This is a genomic window from Neisseria polysaccharea, assembly GCF_963392925.1.
GTDB lineage: Bacteria > Pseudomonadota > Gammaproteobacteria > Burkholderiales > Neisseriaceae > Neisseria > Neisseria polysaccharea.
Genome location: NZ_CAUJNZ010000001.1, coordinates 128,258 through 150,041, shown reverse-complemented (window position 1 = coordinate 150,041; position 21,784 = coordinate 128,258). Strand labels below are relative to the sequence as shown.

The following is a 21,784-nucleotide window of genomic DNA, read 5'->3' as shown; positions in this document are numbered from 1 at the left end:
GTTCAGTCTTGGTAATAGGTATAAGGTTTTTTCGCTACTTTTGCCGCCTCGAAGTTTTCCTGTTCTTCGGGATTGAGTTCGACATCCCACAAAAGCCCCCTGTTTTCCAAACGCTGCTGTTCCAACTCAGGTTTTTCTTCAATCAGGCGGTTGAGGAATTGTGTGGCATCGGATTGGTAGTGATACATCTTTGTGCTCCAATTTTACGGAATATGGCGTGATTATACTGGTATTTTCCAAACGGGATAAACGGCTTTTATCAAGAATACGGGCAGAAAGATAAGGGGTTTTATTATAGAATAAGACGTTTTTTGCAACGGAAGCCCGCCTTATGTCCCGAATCGCCGCCCTGCCCGACCATCTTGTCAACCAAATCGCCGCCGGCGAAGTGGTCGAACGCCCTGCCAACGCTCTGAAAGAAATCGTTGAAAACAGTATTGATGCAGGCGCGACGGCGATTGATGTCGAGCTGGCAGGTGGCGGCATCCGCCTGATTCGCGTCAGCGACAACGGCAGCGGTATCCATCCGGACGACATCGAGCTTGCGCTCCACCGCCACGCCACCAGCAAAATCAAAACCTTAAACGATTTGGAACACGTCGCCAGCATGGGCTTTCGCGGCGAAGGCTTGGCAAGCATCGCCTCCGTCAGCCGCCTGACCCTGACCAGCCGTCAAGAAGACAGTTCGCACGCGACCCAAGTCAAAGCAGAAGACGGCAAACTCAGCAGCCCCACTGCAGCCGCCCACCCCATCGGCACCACCATCGAAGCCGCCGAACTCTTCTTCAACACCCCCGCGCGGCGCAAGTTCCTCAAATCCGAAAACACCGAATATGCCCACTGCGCCACCATGCTCGAACGACTTGCTCTGGCGCATCCGCACATTGCCTTCTCACTCAAACGCGACGGCAAACAAGTATTCAAACTTCCTGCCCAAAGCCTGCACGAACGCATAACCGCCATTGTCGGCGAAGACTTTCAGACGGCATCCTTAGAAATAGACAGCGGCAACGGCGCGCTACGGCTCTACGGCGCGATTGCCAAGCCGACTTTCGCCAAAGGCAAAACCGACAAACAATATTGCTTCGTCAACCACCGCTTCGTGCGCGACAAAGTCATGCTCCATGCTGTCAAACAGGCATACCGAGACGTATTGCATAACGCACTGACGCCTGCTTTCGTCCTCTTTCTCGACCTGCCGCCCGAAGCCGTAGATGTCAACGTCCACCCGACCAAAACAGAAATCCGCTTCCGCGACAGCCAGCAGGTACACCAACTCGTGTTCCACACGCTCAACAAAGCCCTTGCCGACACACGCGCCGACCTGACCGAAAGCGTCAGCAACGCAGGCGAAGTGTTGCATGACATTACCGGCGTTACGCCTGCACCAATGCCGTCTGAAAACGACAACGAAAATCTGTTTGATAACGCATCCAACTACCCGACAGGCAACAAACCCGATACACGCAATGCCTTTGGCTCATCAGGCAAAACCGCGCCCATGCCTTACCAAGCCGCGCGTGCGCCGCAACAACACAGCCTGTCCCTGCGCGAAAGCCGCGCGGCCATGAATACTTACGCCGAGCTTTACAAAAAAACCGACGACATCGACCTTGAATTGAGCCAATTCGAGCAGGTACGTTTCGGCAATATGCCGTCTGAAATGCCTATTCCCCAAACAGATACGCCGCTTTCAGACGGCATCCCATCCCAATCCGAACTGCCGCCGCTCGGCTTCGCCATCGCCCAACTATTAGGCATCTACATCCTCGCCCAAGCCGAAGACAGCCTGCTGCTCATCGACATGCACGCCGCCGCCGAACGCGTTAACTACGAGAAAATGAAACGCCAACGTCAGGAAAACGGCAAGCTGCAAAGCCAACGCCTGCTTATTCCCTTAACCTTTGCCGCATCCCACGAAGAATGCGCCGCCCTCTCCGACCATGCCGATGCACTGGCAGGCTTCGGCTTGGAATTGTCCGACATGGGCGGCAATACCCTTGCCGTCCACGCAGTTCCCGCTATGCTCGGCAAAGCCGACGTCGTTTCACTGGCCAAAGATGTATTGGGCGAACTCGCCCAAGTCGGCAGCAGCCAAACCATCGAAGAACACGAAAACCACATCCTTGCCACCATGTCTTGCCACGGCTCAGTCCGCGCCGGCCGACAGCTGACTTTGCCCGAAATGAATGCGCTCCTGCGCGATATGGAAAACACGCCGCGCAGCAACCAATGCAACCACGGTCGTCCGACTTGGGTCAAACTGACTTTAAAAGAATTGGATGCCTTGTTTTTACGCGGACAGTGAACCCCTTCGTGAGCCGGTTCGAAAAATGCTAGAATACGCGCCCGGATACGTCCCGAACGGACAAAACGCTTAATCAAAGAGAAAAATATGGCTTATCAAGTTCTTGCACGAAAATGGCGTCCGAAAACCTTTGCCGACTTAGTCGGTCAGGAACACGTCGTCAAAGCCTTGCGCAACGCGCTGGACGAAGGCAGGCTGCACCACGCCTACCTGCTGACCGGTACGCGCGGCGTGGGCAAAACCACCATCGCCCGCATCCTTGCCAAAAGCCTCAACTGCGAAAACGCGCAACACGGCGAACCTTGCGGCGTATGCGAAAGCTGTACGCAGATCGATGCCGGGCGCTACGTCGACCTGCTGGAAATCGACGCCGCCTCCAACACAGGCATCGACAACATCCGCGAAGTATTGGAAAACGCCCAATATGCACCGACCGCTGGCAAATACAAAGTCTATATCATCGACGAAGTGCATATGCTTTCCAAAAGCGCGTTCAACGCCATGCTCAAAACGCTGGAAGAGCCGCCCGAACACGTCAAATTCATCCTTGCCACGACCGATCCGCATAAAGTCCCCGTTACCGTCTTGAGCCGCTGCCTGCAATTCGTCTTGCGCAACATGACTTCACAACAGGTTGCCGACCACCTTGCCTACGTCCTCGACAGCGAAAAAATCGCCTACGAACCCCCCGCCCTGCAACTTTTGGGACGCGCCGCCGCAGGCTCGATGCGCGACGCCCTGAGCCTGCTCGACCAAGCCATCGCCATGGGTTCGGGCAGCGTTGCCGAACAAGACGTCCGCCAAATGATCGGTGCGGTCGATAAACAATACCTTTACGAACTGCTGACAGGCATCATCAACCAAGACGGCGAAGCCCTGCTGGCAAAAGCGCAGGAAATGGCTGCGTGTGCCGTCGGCTTTGACAATGCCTTGGGCGAACTGGCCATGCTGCTGCAACACCTCGCCTTGATACAGGCGGTGCCCTCCGCTTTGGCACATGACGACCCTGACCGTGGTGTGCTGTTGCCGCTGAGCCAGACACTCAGCGGCGAACAAATCCAGCTTTATTATCAATGCGCCATCCGCGGCAAACAGGATTTGAGCCTTGCACCCGACGAATACGCGGGCTTCGTCATGACCCTGCTGCGTATGCTGGCGTTTACACCGTTAGCGGCAGCTTCATGTGATGCAAATGCCGTGATTGAAAATACAGAATTAAAATCCCCGTCGGCACAAGCCGCCGAAAAGGAGACGGCCGCAAAAAAGCCGCTTCCCTCTAAGGCAGAAACCGCCCAAACATCCGTTCAGACTGCATCCGCGCCTGCAATGCCGTCTGAAAACAAGGTTGCCGAATCGGCTTCCGCTCAGGAAAACAACGATATTCCGCCTTGGGAAAATGCGCCGAACGATGCAGAAACCGTATCGGACGTGCCCGTGCAAGAGTTAGCGGAAAGCATTCAAACAAACTCTGAAACAACAGAGGCAAACCGCCCTTCCGCAAACAAAGCAGAAACATCGGCTGAAAATCAAGTTTCCAAGAACGAAGCAGCCGACAACGAAACCGGAGCTTCCTTGTCCGAAGTGCTGTCTGAAAACTCCATTCAGACAACACCGAATGATGAAGCCGTTGAAACGGAAGCATTTGCGCACGAAGCCCCAGCAGAACCTTTCTACGATTACGGCTTTCCGGATGATGGCTACCCCGTAGAAGACGGCGCAGAAATGCCTCCACCGCCGGATTGGGAATACGCCGCCCCTGCCGATGCGGAAGAAGAAGAGGCGGAAGAAGAGGCGGAAGAAGAAAACAACGACGACGAAGGCAGCAACGACGAAGACGGTACGCAATTCGCCCCGCCTCCTGAGTTTTCCACCGAAAACTGGGCGGCAATCGTCCGACATTTCGCCCGCAAACTCGGCGCAGCGCAAATGCTGGCGCAACACGCCGCATGGACGCAATACGATGCGGGCAGCCATCTGATGATGCTTTCGCTGACCGACGAAGCCCGCGCCACGACCAACAAAGAGCGGCTCGACAAAATCAGAACCACGCTTGCCGAAGCCTACGGCCTGCCGTTGAAGTTGCAAACCGAGCCCTGGCGCGACGACGCAGGCTGGGAAACTCCGGACATGCGCCGCCGGCGCATCCAACTTGAAGGCAGGCGGCAGGCACAGGATTTGCTCGAAGCCGACGAAACCGCACGTCGGATTTTGCAGGCTTTTGAAGCCGTATGGGAACCTGAATCTCTGGAATTGGCTGCAAACCGACCGTAAACAGATATAATGCCGTCTGAACACTTTCAGACGGCATTGCCGTTTCCCTCATTCATTCAAACACAAACAGGAGTATTCAGTATGTTCGGAAAAGCCGGATTGGGCGGCCTGATGAAACAGGCGCAGCAAATGCAGGAAAACATGAAAAAAGCGCAAGCGAAACTTGCCGAAACCGAAGTAGAAGGCGAAGCAGGCAACGGCTTGGTTAAAGTCGTGATGACCTGTTCCCACGTCGTCCGCAAAATCGACATCAGCCCCGAACTGATTCAGGAAGCCGCAGACGACAAAGAAATGCTCGAAGACCTTATCCTTGCCGCGTTCAATGCCGCCTCCGACAAAGCTGAAGAAACCACCGGCAAAACCATGGGTGCGTTCACCCAAGGGCTGCCTGCAGGCATGGGCGACTTCTTCCGCTGATCCGACTGACGCTGCAAAAATATAAATGCCGTCTGAAACCTTGTTCAGACGGCATTTTCCGTTTGACAGAGAATACGCGTGCGGATACTGTCGGTATATTAAACAAAATTTTCCTTTAAGCACCATGCTTTCCAGATTACAACAAAACCTCACACCCAAACAGGCGACCGCCGTCGGGCTGCTTGCCGTCGCCTTTTGGAGTTCGGTCATCGGACTCATCCGCACCGTCAGCCTGCACATGGGTGCGGTCGGCGGCGCGGCGATAATGTACAGTCTGGCAACCGTGTTGATTTTGATGATTTTCGGCAAACCGAATCTGAGCCGCTTCAGCAAGAGCTACCTGTTTTGGGCCAGCCTTTTCTTCGTCGGGTGCGAACTGTGCCTGTCGCTGTCCGTCGGTTTCGCCCAAAACGCCCGCCAAACCGTCGAGGTCGGCATGGTCAATTATTTGTGGCCGACCTTTACCATTATTGGCGCCGTCCTGTTCAACAGGCAGCCGGCGAAATGGTGGATTGCCTTAGGCTTTATCCTGTCTTTCGCCGGTATCGCCGTCGTATTGGGCGGAGAAGGTGGATTTTCCGTCTCCGGAATGATAGCCAACATACGCACCAATCCGACAAGCTACATCATGGCGCTTTCGGACGCGCTGTTTTGGGCGGCATACTGTACGCTGACCGCACGCGCCAAAGCACAGGGCAATGCCGTCGGCTTCTTCTTCCTGCTCGTATCCTGCATCCTGTGGGCAAAATATTTTTCAGACGGCATCGACAGCCTGAATTTCGACACTGCCTCCCTGCTCTATACCGTCTCCGCCGCATCCTGTCTGGGTTTGGGTTACGCCGTTTGGAACATCGGCATCTCGAGCGGCAACATGACCGTCCTGGCAGGCGCATCCTATTTCATCCCGATTTTCTCCGCCATGATTTCATCCATGCTGCTACATACACCACTGCCCGTCGAATTTTGGCAGGGCGCAGTTATGGTCTGCTTCGGCTCGTCCGTCTGCTGGCTGGCAACACGAAGCGGTAAGAAAACTTAGGCGGCTGTCCGAACCCATACTCGAAACGGAAAATGCCGTCCGAACCCCGACAAAACGGTTTCAGACGGCATGACGTATCAAGAAAAACGGCACTCTTTGGCGGAAGTGCCGTTTTTTCTTGATTTCAAACCTTATTCTTCGGGACGTTCGCCGTCGGTTTCGTCCTGTGTCCCTTCGGTGATGTGCATTTCTACGCCGTTGAGGGCGCGGATTTTTGCGTCGATTTCATTGGCGACTTCGGGATTTTCCTTCAGCCAGACGCGGACGTTGTCTTTGCCCTGACCGATTTTTGCGCCGTTGTAGCTGTACCACGCGCCGGATTTGTTGATGATGTCGTTTTTCACGCCGATGTCGATCAATTCGCCCTCCCAACTGATGCCTTCTCCGTAGAGGATGTCAAACTCTGCCTGACGGAACGGGGGGGCGACTTTGTTTTTGATGACTTTGACGCGGGTTTCGTTGCCCAATACTTCTTCGCCTTTTTTGATGGATCCGGTGCGGCGGATGTCGAGGCGGACGGAAGAATAGAATTTCAGCGCGTTGCCGCCGGTGGTGGTTTCGGGGCTGCCGAACATTACGCCGATCTTCATCCGGATTTGGTTGATGAACACAACCAGCGTGTTGGTTTTTTTGATGTGCCCAGTCAGTTTGCGCAAAGCCTGGCTCATCAGGCGCGCCTGCAGTCCGACATGGCTGTCCCCCATATCGCCTTCGATTTCGGCTTTGGGGACGAGTGCGGCGACGGAATCGACGACTACCATATCTATGCCGCCCGAACGGACGAGTGTGTCGCAGATTTCCAAAGCCTGTTCGCCGGTATCGGGCTGGGACAGGTAAAGCTCTTCGACTTTTACGCCGAGTTTGCGGGCGTAAACGGGATCAAAGGCGTGTTCGGCATCGACAAAGGCGCACACGCCGCCGTTTTTCTGGCATTGGGCGACGGCTTCGAGGCAGAGGGTGGTTTTGCCGGAGGATTCGGGACCGAAGATTTCGACGATGCGCCCGCGCGGCAGGCCGCCGACTCCGAGGGCGAGGTCTAATCCGAGCGATCCGGTGGAAATGACTTCGAGGTTTTCTTCCTGCTGGCTGCCGTCCATTTTCATGATGGCGCCTTTGCCGAAACTTTTTTCGATTTGCGCCAGTGCGGCGGCAAGGGCTTTGCTTTTGTCGTCTGACATTGGGGTTACTCCGGAACAAATGCGGTATGTGGGATGCGGCGCAACACGGGCTGCGGCGCGGGATGTGATGGGCGGCTATTATCGCATGTTTCCCTTTTGGGGACTACCGTCCGCTTCGGCGCAAATGCCGTCTGAAACGGTTCAGACGGCATTTGGGAAGCGTGCGTCAGGCGATTTCGAGCCACATGACCTGATAGGGCTGAAGCGTCAAATCCTGATTCAGGCTGACAGTTTTGCCACCGATGAGGTCGTGCGCCTTGAAGGGCATGGCTTGCAGGGTATGCGCGGTAACGGTTTGCGGATATTCGCTGAAGTTACCGAATGCCAAAAGCGCATTGTTGCGGATGTAGCCGATGATGTGCTTGTTGTTGGTGTTGAATGTAACCAGCCTGCCGCCGTCGAAGCGCGGATTGCTTTGGCGGACGGCAATCATATGGCGCAAGCCCTGATAGATTTGCCCGGCTGCGGTCGACGGATCGTTGCGTTGCGCGTACAGGGCTTCGTTGTAGCGCGGACGGTGCGCCCAACGGCTGTCGTCGCTTTTGTTGCTGTCTTGCGCCCAGCCGTCGTCGTTGGGCGTGCCCACTTCGTCGCCGAGGTAAATCAGTGGCAGCCCGCCGGTACTCAATGCGATGCTGTACAAAAGTTTGATGCGGCTGACGGCGTGGGGGTCATTTTGAGCCAAGCCTGCCAATGCGGCGGACGTACCGCTGACGCGGCAGTCGCCCGTGTTGGGGTTGTATTGGAAGGGTACGCCGCGCGCGAAGCTGCCGTCGAAACGGTTGACGAAGAAGCGGTTGAGGAATTGGCGGTGATCGTAGCCGCTTATGCCCAGATATGCCGCGTCTTCATCGGCAAACGTCCAGCCGATGTCGTCGTGGCTGCGGACGTAGTTGACCCAGGCGGTATGCTCGGGCAGGTTGTGGCGGTAGGTCAGCGCCTGATGGAGCAGGTTGACTTCGCGCGTGGCAAGGGTGTTCCACAACAATGCCATTTGCAGGGGGTTGTAGCCGATTTGGCATTCGTCCTGCCCGATGTATTGGACGACTTGGTCGGGGTGGACGATGGCTTCGGATTTGAAGAACACGGCGGGCGCGGCAATACGCATAACGGCATTGAACGCGCGGATGAGGGCGTGCGCCTGCGGCAGGTTTTCGCAGCTTGTACCCATTTGTTTCCAAATAAAGGCAACCGCATCCATACGCAGGATGTCAACGCCCAAGTTGGCAAGGAACAGCATTTCGCCCGCCATTGCGCGGAATACCCACGGGTTGCTGTAATTCAAGTCCCATTGGAAGGAATTGAACGTCGTCCACACCCAGCGTCCGTCTTCCAGTTGCGAGAAGCCGCCCGGGTGCTGGTCGGGGAAGATTTCGCGCAGGGTGCGGTCGTATTGGTCGGGCATCCGGCGGTCGGGGAAAATATAGTAGAAATTGTCGAAAAGCGGGTCGCCGGCGGCGCAGCGTTGCGCCCATTCGTGTTCGTTGGAGGTGTGGTTGAAGATAAAATCGACGACGGCGGAAATGCCGGCTTCGTGCAGCGCAGCAATGACTTCGCGCAAGTCGCCTATTGTGCCCAGTGCCGGATTGACATCGCGGTAGCTGCTGACCGCATAGCCGCCGTCGCTTTTGCCTTCAGGGCATTTAAACAGCGGCATCAGGTGCAGATAAGTCAAACCAAGCTCTTGAAAATAAGGAATTTTATCTTTCAAGCCCTTCAAATCGCCGGCAAACAAATCAACGTAGCACACGCCGCCAACTTGTTTGTTGGACAAAATCCAATCGGGGTTGTTTTCGCGTTCGATGTCAATGTTTTTCAGGGACGCGCTGCGTTGGGAATAGCTCTGCCATGCCTGCGCCAGCAGCATTTCCAGCATAGGCAGCAGGGCTTCGTTGTTGCCGTACACGCTGTCGAGTTCGTTCATCAATTTGTGGAAATGCGTATCCATGCGGCGCGAAAACTGCTGCCAGTCTTCCGATTTTTCGATGCCGGCGCGCTGTTCAGGCGTGTAGATGTCCAAGATGCGCGTTTTGAGGTGCTGTAAAATCAAACCGACTTGCTGCGTGGGGGTCAACATGATGCCTGCTCCGATTCTGAAGTTTCCGACCGGCGGTCTGCCGCCGTATCCTGCAAATGCCGTGTAGGGCGTGTCGTGCAATCATACTGCAAGAACTGCGGACTGACTAGAAAAGACAGGGCTTGTGCCAAGTCTGCATTCCGATATGCGGATGCTGCTTGATTCATATCAAGCCGGCCGCACAGAAATGCCGTCTGAAACATTGCCTGTGCCTTTGCTATAATTGCGTCTTTACCGTTCCCTTCAGCCGCAACAACCGCCATGCACACCAGCCTTACCGTCAAAAATACCGTTATCGGAAGCGGACGCACCAAAATCGCCGTGCCGCTTGTCGCCCGCGATGCCGCCGAACTTTCCGCCGTACTTGACCAAATCAAAAACCTGCCCTTCGACATCATCGAGTTCCGCGCCGACTTTTTGGAATGCGCGGGCAGCATCGGCGAAGTATTGCGCCACACGCAGACCGTCCGCGACGCACTGCCCGACAAACCGCTGCTGTTTACGTTCAGACGGCATGGCGAAGGCGGCTCGTTCCCGTGTTCGGACGATTATTATTTCGAACTGCTCGACGCGCTGATCGAAAGCCGCCTGCCCGACATTATCGATATCGAGCTGTTTTCCGGTGAAACCGCCGTCCGGCGCGCCGTGGCAAATGCTCAAAAAAACGGCATCGCCGCCCTGCTCTGCAATCATGAGTTTCACCGCACGCCGCCGCAAGAAGAAATCGTATGCCGTCTGAAACAGATGGAGGACTGCGGCGCGGACATCTGCAAAATTGCGGTGATGCCGCAAAGCGCGGAAGATGTGCTGACTTTGCTTTCTGCCACGCTCAAAGCGAAACAGCTTGTCGCCAAACCGCTTGTTACGATGTCGATGGGGCAAAAGGGGGCGGTCAGCCGCCTTGCCGGACAAACGTTCGGCTCAAGCATCACGTTCGGTTCGGGAACGCAAAACTCCGCGCCGGGGCAAATCGGCGTATCCGCCCTCCGTGCGGCACTCGACTGCCTCGAAAGCGGCGCAGACTGATTTCAGACGGCATCAAAACATGATGAAACTCAATCCCCAACAGCTCGAAGCCGTCCGTTACCTCGGCGGCCCCCTGCTCGTCCTTGCCGGCGCAGGCAGCGGCAAAACCGGTGTGATTACGCAAAAAATCAAGCATTTGATTGTCAACGTCGGCTATCTGCCACATACCGTTGCCGCAATTACCTTTACCAACAAAGCCGCTGCGGAAATGCAGGAGCGCGTCGCCAAAATGCTGCCTAAGTCGCAAACGCGCGGACTGACGATTTGCACGTTCCACTCTTTGGGCATGAAGATTCTGCGCGAAGAGGCGAACCATATCGGTTACAAAAAAAACTTCTCCATCCTCGATTCCACCGACAGCGCCAAAATCATCGGCGAACTCTTAGGTGGTACGGGCAAAGAAGCTGTATTCAAGGCGCAACATCAAATTTCCCTGTGGAAAAACGATTTAAAAACGCCTGAAGACGTACTTCAGACGGCATCGAACATTTGGGAACAACAAACCGCACGCGTGTATGCGAGCTATCAGGAAACCTTACAAAGCTATCAGGCAGTGGACTTCGACGACTTAATCCGCCTGCCTGCCGTGCTGTTGCAGCAAAACAGCGAAGTGCGCAACAAATGGCAGCGGCGGCTGCGTTATCTGTTGGTTGACGAATGCCAAGATACGAATACCTGCCAATTTACGTTGATGAAACTTCTGACCGGCGCGGAAGGTATGTTTACCGCCGTCGGCGACGACGACCAGTCCATCTACGCATGGCGCGGTGCGAACATGGAAAACCTGCGCAAAATGCAGGAAAACTATCCGCAGATGAAGGTCATCAAACTGGAGCAAAACTACCGCTCCACCGCGCGGATTCTCAAAATCGCCAACAAAGTCATCGAAAACAACCCCAAGCTGTTTACCAAAAAACTTTGGTCGAAATTGGGCGAAGGCGAACCCATCAAAGTCGTTGCCTGCCAAAACGAGCAGCACGAAGCCGAGTGGGTCGTCAGCCAAATCGTCAAACAAAAACTCATCGGCGGCGACAAAACCCAATATGCCGATTTCGCCGTGTTATACCGCGGAAAGCATCAGGCGAGGATTTTCGAAGAAGCATTGCGCGGCGCGCGCATCCCCTACCGTCTCTCCGGCGGACAAAGCTTTTTCGACAAAGCCGAAATCAAAGACGTGTTGTCTTATGTGCGGCTGCTTGCCAACCCCAACGACGATCCCGCCTTTCTGCGTGCCGTTACCACGCCCAAACGCGGCATCGGCGATGTAACACTGGGCAAGCTCAACACTTACGCGCACGAACACGAATGCAGCCTGTATGAAGCCGCGCAAAACGAAGAAGCCCTTGCCACGCTGAACAATACCAACCGCCAACACCTGCAAGCCTTTATGGATATGTTCGGCAGCTACCGCGCCAAAGCCGAAACAGGCGAAGCAGGCGAGTTCATCAACAGCCTGCTCGAAGAAATCGACTATGAAAACCATTTGATGCAAAACGAAGAAGGCAAGGCCGGCGAAATCAAATGGCGCAACGTCGGCGAGTTGGTATCATGGTTTGCGCGAAAAGGCGGAGAAGACGGCAAAAACATCATCGAACTCGCCCAAACCGTCGCCTTGATGACGCTTTTGGAAGGAAAAGACGAAGAAGAAACCGATGCCGTCTCGCTATCCACGCTACACGCCGCCAAAGGTTTGGAGTATCCGTATGTTTTCCTTGTCGGTTGCGAAGAAGGTGTTTTGCCGCACAACGACAGCATCGAAGAAGGCAACGTCGAAGAAGAACGCCGCCTGATGTACGTCGGCATCACCCGCGCCAAACGCCAACTCACACTGACCCACTGCGTCAAACGCAAAAAACAAGGCATATGGCAGTTCCCCGAACCCAGCCGATTCATAGACGAAATGCCGCAGGAAGATTTGAAAATCCTGGGGCGCAAAGGCGGCGAACCGATTGTCAGCAAAGAAGAAGGCAGACGCAACCTTGCCGATATAATCGGAAGGCTCGACAGCATGAAAAAAAGCGGCGCGGCGGATTAAACCGGAGCCGCAATGCCGTCTGAAGGCTTCAGACGGCATATTTTTTGGACGGCGCGCGTAAAGCGGTTTACGCCCACAAATCCTGCTGCTGGTTTTTCGGCACAAGATGCCCCACGCCGATACCGATAAGGCGGAACGCGTCTTCCGTCTGCGGCGGGACGCGCGCCATCAACATTTGCACAGCCTGCAGCAGAGCTACGCAGTCGGGCAATACGGAGGAATAAGTCAGCGTGCGCGTGATGATGCGGAAATCGTAGGTCTTCAGCTTGAGCGTTACGCTTTGGGCTTCGACGTTTTTGCGCGTGATTTGCCGCCACAGGTCTTCGGCAAGATGGGGCAGGTGTCCGGCAGCCTGCTCGAGCGGCAGGTCTTCGGGCAGGGTGATTTCTGTGGAGATTTGGAGGCGTTCGCGTTCGGCTTTGACGGGGCGTTCGTCCGTACCGCGCGCCAAATCATAGAGGCGGTAGCCGTAGCGTCCGAAATGGTTTAAGAGCTCGCCGCGCTCGAAACGGCGCAAGTCGCCCGCCGTCTGCATACCCAGCGACTGCATTTTTTTCAGCGTTACCTTGCCCACTCCGGGGATTTTGCCCAAAGGCAGGGTTTCCAAAAATGCCATGACTTTTTGCGGCGGCAACACAAACTGCCCGTTCGGCTTGCGCCAGTCCGACGCGATTTTCGCCAGAAATTTGTTCGGCGCGATGCCTGCGGATGCGGTCAAACCCGTTTCCGCAAAAATGGCGGCACGGATTTCTTTAGCAACTTCGCTGGCGTAAGGGATGTTTTTGAAATTACGGGTAACGTCAAGATAGGCTTCGTCCAGCGACAGGGGTTCGATTAAATCGGTATAACGCCTGAATACGGCGTGAATCTGCGCGGAAACCTGACGGTACAAGTCGAAATGCGGCGGCACATACACCGCTTGCGGACACAGCCTTTTCGCCGTTGCCACCGACATCGCGGAATGCAGCCCGAACTGCCGTGCCTCATACGATGCGGCGCAAATCACCGAACGCGCGCCCTCCCACGCGACGACCACCGGCCGCCCTTTCAAATGCGGCTGTTCGCGCAGCTCTACCGATGCGTAGAATGCGTCCATGTCGATGTGGATAATTTTGCGTGAAGACATCGGCTCTTCTGAGGATAAAAGGGATATTCTACTGCCGGCATCGGGCAAATTCCAAATATACTAACAGGTTAAATACAAAAAAGTTGGCTGGATTAATTTTGGAAACTTATAAAAATAATGGTTTTTATCAAGCAGAAAGAAACAATAATGGAAATTATGATATCGTAAGAAAAAGATTATCTGAAAAAATATTACCAAAATACAAGCAATATATTGATTCACTTAGATAATACTGGTGCCGGATTTAAAATTCAGCAGCGTAGAAAACAAATCAGAGCACAAATTTCAGCCAGACAATTGAGAAGATAAAAGATGAATAAAAATATACTTTATATATTTTCTTTATTAATCGCTATTGTTATTTTTTTTATATTTGAAAAGAATGTAATAAGAAAAATAAGTTTTGATTATAATAAAAAAGAATTCTTAATTAGTGATATAACGAACTTTAACTGGGATTATGTAAAACTGTATATAATCAATTCAGATTTCCAAAAAATTGTTTTTTATTATAAAGGTAAGATAGTTTTTGAGGAATTAATAGAACTAGACAGAGAAGGGAATGTTTTACCTCAATATCTATTTGATTCAGATTTGGAAAATATTGAATATTACGAATGTGATTACAAGAATGGCAAGATGCAACTTTTAAAAAAAGAAAAATCACATTTTTCTGATGAATATTTTTATTATTATAAACCTATAAACTGTAGACCGAAACTTTTGTAAAACTATCCGTCGTCATTACTGCCTAGTCGGTAATGCATTTTTTAGTAGTATTTGAAAAAGTATGATGATAAAAACGGTCAAGCCTAATTTTTTCATAAAATCCAGCAGAGCAAGGCAGAAAAAAACACCCAAATTGGCTATAATCCCGAAAAACACACTCAAGGACAACAACATGGCAGCCTCGCCCGAAGCAAAATTCACTGAAGAAAAGATTTTGTGGGTCAAACACCACACGCCGAAACTCATCACTTTCGCCATCAGCCGTCCCGAATCCTACCGTTTTAAAGCCGGACAGTTCTCCCGACTCGGTTTCTACGAAGGTGAAGGCTTTATTTGGCGTGCCTACTCCATCGTTTCCGCAGAATATGCCGACACGCTCGAATATTTTGCCGTACTCATCCAAGACGGCCCCATGTCGGCCCGTTTCGCCAAAATGCAACAGGGCGACACCATCCTGCTCGATAAAAATGCCACCGGCTTCCTCCTACCCGAACGCTTCCCCGACGGCAAGGATTTGGTGATGCTCTGCACCGGCTCCGGCATCGCCCCCTTCCTTTCCATTCTCAAACAACCCGAAATCCGGCAGCGTTTCGATACCGTCAACCTGATACATTCTGTATCTTTTCCCGAAGAATTGATTTTCAACGACCGGCTCGCCGCATTGTCCGAACATCCCCTGGTAGGCGAATACGGACACTCGTTCCGTTTCGTCCCTGTTACCACCCGTGCCGCCAACCCCTCGGGCTTAGGCGGAAAACGCATTCCGGAACTCTTAAAAAACAACAGCATCGAACAGGCGCTGCATACCAAGTTCACCCCGGAATCCACACGGTTTATGATTTGCGGCAACCCGGAAATGGTCAAAGACACTTTCCAAACGCTGCTCGGTATGGGTTACGCCATGCACCGTAACCGCATTCCCGGTCAAATCATGATGGAAAACGGCTTCTAAAAACCACCCTGCTTGTCCGATGCCTTCGGATGGACGGGCAAACCGACACGGCACAAAAACCGCGTCGGCAAAAATGCCGTCTGAAAAAATTCAGACGGCATCTTCGGATACATTACCTGCAAACGGCAACACATTCCAACCCAAACCGATTAGGAAATCAATACGAACGGCTGTTTACATACTTGCCGGCTTTCGCCAAGCAATATCGATTTAACCAATTTCCTTAATATTTTTCCTGTCCGTTTTAAACTTCGCCTTAAACGCATCCGGTAAATCTTTATCGAAATACCAAAGCCCGTCATCCATTTCTAATGCGCCGCCCATTCCATGCAGAACAACTTTTTCCCCCGTTAAAGGATCGGTTTCGGTAATTTCCACCTCATGCATTTTTCCCCAATCCAAAACAGGCAACTTGTGTGCAAACGCCAAAACCTGTTCGTCAGAACGGCCACACGCCTCATCGCATTTACCCGAAACATATACGGGACAAGGCTCATCCTCTGCATAACCGTCCGGCAGGATACCGGCTGCGGCAGGACACAATCCATATGTTTCCGCCCACGACGATAAAGCCCGCCTCGCCGCCTTTTTATTGGCAAATAATCCGGTAGGCGGATTATCCGTCACACCGTTTTTCAAAGCCGCTGTTTTCGCATTCAATATGCCGTCTGAACCTTTTTCAAACCTGACGGTCGTAAATGTTTTCAGCAGATTTTTGGCAGATACGTAACAATCCGCCCCATAATGCCTGACCAATTCCGCTTTAACCTTATGGGCATGCAGCCTGCCCAATGCGGGAAAAAAACGGACTTCCTCCGTATTGCACCAATCAAACGGGGCTTTTCCGGCATCCAATAAAGCCGAAACCTCGCTATATACCCGTTCAAACGTACCGATGTAATTTACTTTCCCTCCGCCGTCGAAACAAGCCAGCACCCCCATACCGTCAGGCAAACCGTACAACTGTTGCCTCAACCGTTCGGGCAGCGCGGCAGGCAACGGTTTCGGATTCATCAAACGGAAACACTGCCTGATCCATGCCTCAACCCCATGTTCCGACAGGCTGTATTCCAAATAATCACACAATGCCGATACATCCGCCATCGCACGATGCCTGTCTTCCACAACAATCCCCAACCTTTCGATGATACTGTCCAGGCTGTGCTTGTAAAATTGCGGATACAGACACCGGGACAGCTGCACACTACACAAAGCAGGCGATGAAAATCCGATACCCGCACGATGAAACTCATGCTTTAAAAACGTATAGTCGAAACGGCTGTTATGTGCAATCAACACACAACCCTTCAATACCGAAAACAACTCGCCGGCAATCTCTGCAAAAACAGGCGCATCGGCAACCATGCCGTCTGAAATCCCCGTCAGCTCCGCCACAAACTGCGGAATCGGTTTTTGAGGATTGACCAGCCATTCATGCCTCACCACCCTTCCCTGCTCAAACTTGACCAAAGCTACTTCGGTTACCCTGTCTTCATGCAGATTGCCGCCCGTCGATTCCAAATCAACCACGGCAACCGGCATTCCAAACCGTAAAAATACCTTTTCCAGCAAGGGCCAGCGGGAAGCAACAATCATTTTATTCTCTTTAAATTCAAACAACAAACCGATATTTTACACTTTTAAGGCATTTCATCCAACAAAACAATTGACAGAATCCGACGATTACCCTAAAATTCAAATCTTTCTTGCAGCGCACCCGTAGCTCAGTTGGATAGAGTATCTGGCTACGAACCAGAGGGTCGGGCGTTCGAATCGCTCCGGGTGCGCCAGTAAGAAAATACAATATGCGCCCATCGTCTAGCGGTTAGGACATCGCCCTTTCACGGCGGTAACCGGGGTTCGATTCCCCGTGGGCGTGCCAAATTCCAAATCCCCGAGATTATCCCTCGGGGATTTTTTATTGCCTCGGCAACTCGTTACCATAGTTAAAATTTAACAAGCACTATTTTCACTTTTTATCCTTTCCTACAACTTCGAATTTACGTATCCACATAAATTTATATTTTCTACAATTTCAATACTATCTAATTATTGCTTATTCATTTTTCTTATAGTAACTGGGATATAGAGGGTGTTCAAATAAACCATCATCAATCATTTTCTCAATCTTCGCCGGCAAATCAACTTTATATACTTTGTTATAAATAGCTGTGCTTAAACATTCAAATCCGCCTCCCGAAGAAGCATCACCTAAAAAATTTTGAATTGCTTCTATATCGGGATAATGATCAGGATTATGTAGATAACGCATATATTCCTCTAAAACTCGTCTAATGTATAGAAAGTCTTTCAGGTTCATTGTTATTTTTTCCTTATCAGAAATAGCATCTAATCCATATTCAACGATATCTTTTATACTTGTATATTTTATCATCATCTTTACCTACCCCCTTCATCAGAATCTCAGACGTAATCGAATCATATTCAAACCTTTGCCGTGCAAACCGATATCCCATAACCGGATGCGGTGTCCGTCCAACATTTTACCCGATTGAAACGCCTGATACATTGCACCCCATCAACGTGGCATTACTTTTCTTAACAATCCCCTTTGACAGCAACTGACTAGGGCTTTTTTATGCCATCATCAAATTTATAGTGGATTAACTTTAAACCAGTACGGCGTTGCCTCGCCTTGCCGTACTATTTGTACTGTCTGCGGCTTCGTCGCCTTGTCCTGATTTAAATTTAATCCACTATAATATTTTCTTTCCCGATTGAAACAGGCATAACGGCATATGCCCGAAGCCCCGGCTGCTTTCTTGTTTACCGCTACGATATTTAGAGTATAATACCAAATTTGAGCAATGGTTCTAAAACAGTTAGAACCATTTTTCATGAGCCTGACTGATTCGTATACTCGGAGAAACTGATGCAGAATATTTTTGACCCTTTGATTATTCGTGGAAAATCCCTTATCCCCATCGTGCAAGGCGGTATGGGGGTCGGTGTTTCCGCATCGGGTTTATCCAGTGCAGTGGCGCGTGAAAACGGCATCGGAACGATTGCCAGTGTGGATTTGCGCCACCTTCACGAAGACCTGCTCGCCGAATCCCAAATCAATCCGAGTGAAGAGAAATATACGTCTTTGAACTGTACCGCATTGGACAGGGAAATCCAAAAAGCCAAAAGTGCTTCAGAGGGGAAAGGGCTGATTGCGGTCAACGTGATGAAGGCGGTCAAAGACCACGCCGCGTATGTCCGCCAGGCTTGCGAATCAGGGGCGGATGCGGTCGTGATGGGCGCAGGTCTGCCTTTGGACCTGCCGGAAATGACCGAGGGCTATCATAAAGATGTTGCGCTGCTGCCGATTCTGTCCGAATCGCGCGGTATTAATATCGTCTTGAAACGTTGGATGAAAAAAGGCATATTGCCCGATGCGATTGTAGTCGAACATCCTGCCCACGCGGCCGGACATTTGGGCGCGTCAACCGTTGAAGGCGTAAACGATGCCAAATTCGATTTCAAACGCGTCATCGAAGAAACGTTTGAAGTGTTTAAAAATTTGGGGCTGGAAAGCGAAAAAATCCCGCTTATTTTGGCAGGCGGTATGGCAAATTTTGAAAAAGTCAAAACCGCCCTAAAGAACTGGGGAGCCTCCGCCGTTCAAATCGGTACGGCTTTTGCCGTTACCGAAGAAGGGGACGCGCACCTTAACTTCAAAAAAACGCTTGCCGGCGCAGAAACGGAAAAAGTCGTCGAATTTATGTCTGTGGCGGGGCTGCCGGCGCGCGGTGTCCGCACCAAATTCCTAGACAGCTACATCAAGCGTGAAGGCAAACTTCAGGCAAACGCCAAAGCCGACCCGCGTCGCTGTACCCAAGGTTTAAACTGCCTGACCAGCTGCGGCCTGCGCGACGGGCTTTCCAAAGCAGGGCAATTCTGTATTGATATCCAGCTTGCTGCCGCATTCCGTGGAGAAGTGGATAAAGGCCTGTTCTTCAGAGGTAAAGACCCTCTTCCCTTCGGCAATGCCATCCGCACCGTCCGCGAGACGATACAATATCTGCTGACGGGGAGCGAACCTGTTGCAACGCTCGGACGCTGACATCAGGTAGGATTTGATTTGCAAACAAAATGCCGTCTGAAGGGCTTTCGGACGGCGTTTTTCAGGTTGTGTTCCGGAATAGTGTCGAAAAAACGGAGAAAAATAAAAAACGTTTTGATGTGAACAAAACGCCTTCCGCATTGTGTCGGGCATACAACACAAATGCCGTCTGAAGCCTTTCAGACGGCATTTTTCAGGCTGCGTTTCGGAATAGTGTCGAAAAAACGGAGAGAAATAAAAACGTTTTTACGTGAACAAAACGCCTTCTGCATTGTGTCAGGCATACAACATAAATGCCGTCTGAAGCCCTTCAGACGGCATTTTTCAGGCTGCGTTTCGGAATGGTGTTAAAAAATAAACGGGATGAGATACATTTATTTTCGTCCGGCAAATCAGACCATCACGCCGAATAATCAAACAATGCCTGTCCGACATTGCATATAACAAACCAATGCAATGAAAACACGGCTTTTTATTTGCCCCCGGCATTATTGAAAAGTTTGTCCATCGGGGTCAGATCGACCGCATTGCCCTGGCTGGTAATCCATTTGTTCTCGACGCGCCACACGCCTGCCGCGTCCTCCACGCGCACATACCAGTGGTTGGTCGGCGGAAGGGTTTTGAACACCGCCTCATATTCCGCCCTGCCGTTCTGCGCGCTGCCGACGGGCTTGAGGGCGACGGTTTGATCGTCCGCCTTGCGGGTCGGGTGCATCAGCAGCAGGTTCAAAGGCTGTTTGCCGTCAAACTCGCCGCCGACAAACACTTTTGCCGCATTCATATCGGGGGAAATGAGGACCTGCACCCCGATATGCCGTCTGACGGCTTCTTCATCCCGATGAAGCTGGATGTCGATATGCTTGCCGTCTTTATAATAATCGTCCGTAACCAAATCTGTCGCGTGCTGTTGCGCGACAAAAAACATAGCGACGCTGGCGATGACGACAAAAATCGGTCCCGCCATCAAGACCCACGGCCAGACGTGTTTGTACCAAGGTTTGATTGGAGTGTTTTGAGACACGGTTATTCTCCGATAAAGGTTGCATCTTCTTCCAAGACGACCGGCTTGCCGTCGGGTGCGCCGCTTTCGCGGTATTGGAAGGTAAATTCGATAGGGTGGCTGCCTTTGTCCGCGTATTCCGGAATGGTGGACACTTGGACGGGAAGGGTTACTGTTTCGCGCGGGGCAACCTTGATACCGCCTTCGGGCAGCCCGGTCAGAGCGATTTCGTCAAAGCCTTTGACACTTGCGCTAACCAACTGTTCTTTTTCGCTGTTGTTGATGATACGCAGGCTGTATGCGTTTTCCAGCCAGCCTTTGGCGTTTTCGCGCACCATTACGCCACGGTCTTTCAAAATATCGACTTCGACCATTTTGCGCGTGGACAAACCGACCAAAAAGGCGGCGATAACCACTGCCAACACCGCGCCGTAACCTGCCACGCGCGGTCTGAGCAGCCGTTTTTTAATGTCTTTTTCAGAATATTCGTGCTCCAGCGCGCTTTCGGTCGTATAACGGATTAATCCGCGCGGATAGCCCATTTTGTCCATAATCTCATCGCACGCGTCGATACAGGCGGCGCAGCCGATACATTGGTATTGCAGACCGTTGCGGATGTCGATGCCGACAGGGCAGACTTGGACGCACATCGCACAGTTGATGCAGTCGCCCAACCCCGCCTCTTCCTTGTTGACCGTTTTCTTGCGCGCGCCGCGCGGTTCGCCGCGTTCCGCGTCATAAGAAACAATCAGCGTGTCTTTGTCGAACATCGCGCTTTGGAAACGTGCGTAGGGACACATATGCAGGCACACTTTTTCGCGCATAATGTGGGCGAAGAAGAAGGTCATAAAGCCGTAAAATGCCGCGGCAAACATCGCGCCGCCACCTGCTGCTCCGGTGAATAAATCGGGAACGAACTGGCGGATAGGGACAAACCAGCCTGCAAACGTGATGCCCGTCCACGCGCAGACAAGGAAAATCAGCAGGTATTTGGTGGCTTTGATGCGGATTTTGGTGAAATTCCACGGCGATTTTTCCAGTTTCAGCCGTTTGTTTCTATCGCCTTCGACCAGGTTGTCAATCCACAGCATAATTTCGGTGTAAACCGTTTGCGGGCAGGAATAGCCGCACCACAGTCGCCCTGCAATCGTCGTCCACCAAAACAGCCCGAAGGCGCAAATCATCAGCAGCAGAGCAAGGTAAATCAGATCGCCCATCCCCAACGACAATCCGAAAATGAAGAAATGCCGTTCGGGGATATTGAAAACGACAGCCTGCCTGCCGCTCCAGTTGAACCACGGAATCACATAAAACACAAACTGGGTCGCCAACACTGCGGCGATACGCAATTTGGCAAACCGCCCTTCCGCTTTTTTCGGATGGATGCGTTCGCCTTCGGGATGGATTTGAATCACGCTGGCACGCGGATCAAACGTTTTTTTCACTTTCGGTGCGGCTTTTGTTTTTTCGGACGGGCTGCGCTCGGGTTCCGGATTACCGGCTTGATTTTCCGTGGTCATGCTACGTTCCTTGATTTTTGATTAATGGTTTGTCCGT

The 21,784-nt window shown here is 52.1% G+C and carries 18 protein-coding genes, 2 tRNA genes and 1 pseudogene; 11 read left to right on the top strand and 10 right to left on the bottom strand.

Translation table 11 applies throughout. The features are described 5' to 3' along the window. Positions 1-2 precede the first annotated feature (2 nt). Positions 3-188, bottom strand: a complete 186-nt coding sequence (locus RDY34_RS00690; RefSeq protein ID WP_002213027.1) for a DUF3460 family protein — start codon at positions 186-188, stop codon at positions 3-5. 143 nt (positions 189-331) lie between these two features. Between RDY34_RS00690 and mutL the strand changes: the two genes are divergently transcribed. The 4 genes from mutL (at position 332) to yddG (ending at position 6,035) form a co-directional block, all read left to right on the top strand. Next, a complete protein-coding gene (gene mutL / locus RDY34_RS00685; protein WP_308074206.1) occupies positions 332-2,308 on the top strand; it encodes a DNA mismatch repair endonuclease MutL in 1,977 nt (658 codons plus the stop codon). 87 nt (positions 2,309-2,395) lie between these two features. Next, positions 2,396-4,579, top strand: a complete 2,184-nt coding sequence (gene dnaX, locus RDY34_RS00680; RefSeq protein ID WP_308074204.1) for a DNA polymerase III subunit gamma/tau — start codon at positions 2,396-2,398, stop codon at positions 4,577-4,579. An 81-nt stretch (positions 4,580-4,660) separates the two neighbouring features. Next, positions 4,661-4,996, top strand: a complete 336-nt coding sequence (locus tag RDY34_RS00675) for a YbaB/EbfC family nucleoid-associated protein (RefSeq protein WP_025456757.1) — start codon at positions 4,661-4,663, stop codon at positions 4,994-4,996. 124 nt (positions 4,997-5,120) lie between these two features. Further along, positions 5,121-6,035 carry an aromatic amino acid DMT transporter YddG gene (gene yddG / locus RDY34_RS00670; protein ID WP_003751780.1) on the top strand — a complete coding sequence of 305 codons (915 nt, stop codon included), beginning with the start codon at positions 5,121-5,123 and terminating at the stop codon, positions 6,033-6,035. 131 nt (positions 6,036-6,166) lie between these two features. Here yddG and recA read toward each other — a convergent pair whose 3' ends face one another. Genes recA through RDY34_RS00655 form a run of 3 tightly spaced genes read right to left on the bottom strand, consistent with a single transcriptional unit; the run spans position 6,167 to position 9,290 of the window. After that, positions 6,167-7,213 (bottom strand): recombinase RecA, encoded by a 1,047-nt coding sequence (gene recA, locus RDY34_RS00665; RefSeq protein WP_002213013.1) that lies wholly within the window; start codon positions 7,211-7,213, stop codon positions 6,167-6,169. A 5-nt stretch (positions 7,214-7,218) separates the two neighbouring features. Further along, positions 7,219-7,365: a hypothetical protein gene (locus RDY34_RS00660; protein WP_155811404.1), complete on the bottom strand. Its 147-nt coding sequence runs from the start codon at positions 7,363-7,365 to the stop codon at positions 7,219-7,221. Positions 7,366-7,379: 14 nt separating this feature from the next. Next, positions 7,380-9,290 carry an alpha-amylase family protein gene (locus tag RDY34_RS00655; protein ID WP_308074203.1) on the bottom strand — a complete coding sequence of 637 codons (1,911 nt, stop codon included), beginning with the start codon at positions 9,288-9,290 and terminating at the stop codon, positions 7,380-7,382. Between the two features lie 261 nt (positions 9,291-9,551). Here RDY34_RS00655 and aroD point away from each other — a divergent pair, with 261 nt between their 5' ends. Beyond that, complete coding sequence (gene aroD, locus RDY34_RS00650; RefSeq protein WP_308074202.1) at positions 9,552-10,316, top strand: type I 3-dehydroquinate dehydratase; 765 nt, start codon at positions 9,552-9,554, stop codon at positions 10,314-10,316. 19 nt (positions 10,317-10,335) lie between these two features. After that, a complete protein-coding gene (gene rep, locus RDY34_RS00645; RefSeq protein ID WP_308074201.1) occupies positions 10,336-12,351 on the top strand; it encodes a DNA helicase Rep in 2,016 nt (671 codons plus the stop codon). A 67-nt stretch (positions 12,352-12,418) separates the two neighbouring features. On the opposite strand, the gene dinB is transcribed toward rep, so the two are convergent. Further along, positions 12,419-13,477 (bottom strand): DNA polymerase IV, encoded by a 1,059-nt coding sequence (dinB, locus tag RDY34_RS00640; RefSeq protein WP_003751813.1) that lies wholly within the window; start codon positions 13,475-13,477, stop codon positions 12,419-12,421. A gap of 312 nt (positions 13,478-13,789) precedes the next feature. On the opposite strand from dinB, the gene RDY34_RS00635 reads away from it, so the two are divergent. Continuing rightward, positions 13,790-14,206 (top strand): hypothetical protein, encoded by a 417-nt coding sequence (locus RDY34_RS00635; RefSeq protein ID WP_003751819.1) that lies wholly within the window; start codon positions 13,790-13,792, stop codon positions 14,204-14,206. A 172-nt stretch (positions 14,207-14,378) separates the two neighbouring features. Next, a complete protein-coding gene (locus RDY34_RS00630; protein ID WP_308073153.1) occupies positions 14,379-15,158 on the top strand; it encodes a ferredoxin--NADP reductase in 780 nt (259 codons plus the stop codon). A 210-nt stretch (positions 15,159-15,368) separates the two neighbouring features. On the opposite strand, the gene RDY34_RS00625 is transcribed toward RDY34_RS00630, so the two are convergent. Continuing rightward, positions 15,369-16,754, bottom strand: coding sequence for a 3'-5' exonuclease (locus RDY34_RS00625; RefSeq protein ID WP_301002870.1), 1,386 nt, complete (start codon positions 16,752-16,754; stop codon positions 15,369-15,371). 117 nt (positions 16,755-16,871) lie between these two features. Between RDY34_RS00625 and RDY34_RS00620 the strand changes: the two genes are divergently transcribed. Beyond that, positions 16,872-16,948: transfer RNA gene (locus RDY34_RS00620), tRNA-Arg, on the top strand. 17 nt (positions 16,949-16,965) lie between these two features. After that, positions 16,966-17,040: transfer RNA gene (locus tag RDY34_RS00615), tRNA-Glu, on the top strand. Positions 17,041-17,214: 174 nt separating this feature from the next. On the opposite strand, the gene RDY34_RS00610 is transcribed toward RDY34_RS00615, so the two are convergent. Both RDY34_RS00610 and RDY34_RS00605 read right to left on the bottom strand, forming a co-directional pair. Further along, positions 17,215-17,553 carry a hypothetical protein gene (locus tag RDY34_RS00610; RefSeq protein ID WP_238137437.1) on the bottom strand — a complete coding sequence of 113 codons (339 nt, stop codon included), beginning with the start codon at positions 17,551-17,553 and terminating at the stop codon, positions 17,215-17,217. Positions 17,554-17,775: 222 nt separating this feature from the next. Then, positions 17,776-17,922 (bottom strand): annotated as a pseudogene (locus tag RDY34_RS00605) (IS5/IS1182 family transposase); the annotation flags it as partial. Positions 17,923-18,051: 129 nt separating this feature from the next. On the opposite strand from RDY34_RS00605, the gene RDY34_RS00600 reads away from it, so the two are divergent. Beyond that, positions 18,052-19,227: an NAD(P)H-dependent flavin oxidoreductase gene (locus tag RDY34_RS00600; protein ID WP_308074200.1), complete on the top strand. Its 1,176-nt coding sequence runs from the start codon at positions 18,052-18,054 to the stop codon at positions 19,225-19,227. 472 nt (positions 19,228-19,699) lie between these two features. On the opposite strand, the gene RDY34_RS00595 is transcribed toward RDY34_RS00600, so the two are convergent. Continuing rightward, positions 19,700-20,248, bottom strand: a complete 549-nt coding sequence (locus RDY34_RS00595; protein ID WP_036469685.1) for a FixH family protein — start codon at positions 20,246-20,248, stop codon at positions 19,700-19,702. Between the two features lie 2 nt (positions 20,249-20,250). Then, a complete protein-coding gene (ccoG, locus tag RDY34_RS00590) occupies positions 20,251-21,747 on the bottom strand; it encodes a cytochrome c oxidase accessory protein CcoG (protein WP_308074199.1) in 1,497 nt (498 codons plus the stop codon). Positions 21,748-21,784 lie beyond the last annotated feature (37 nt).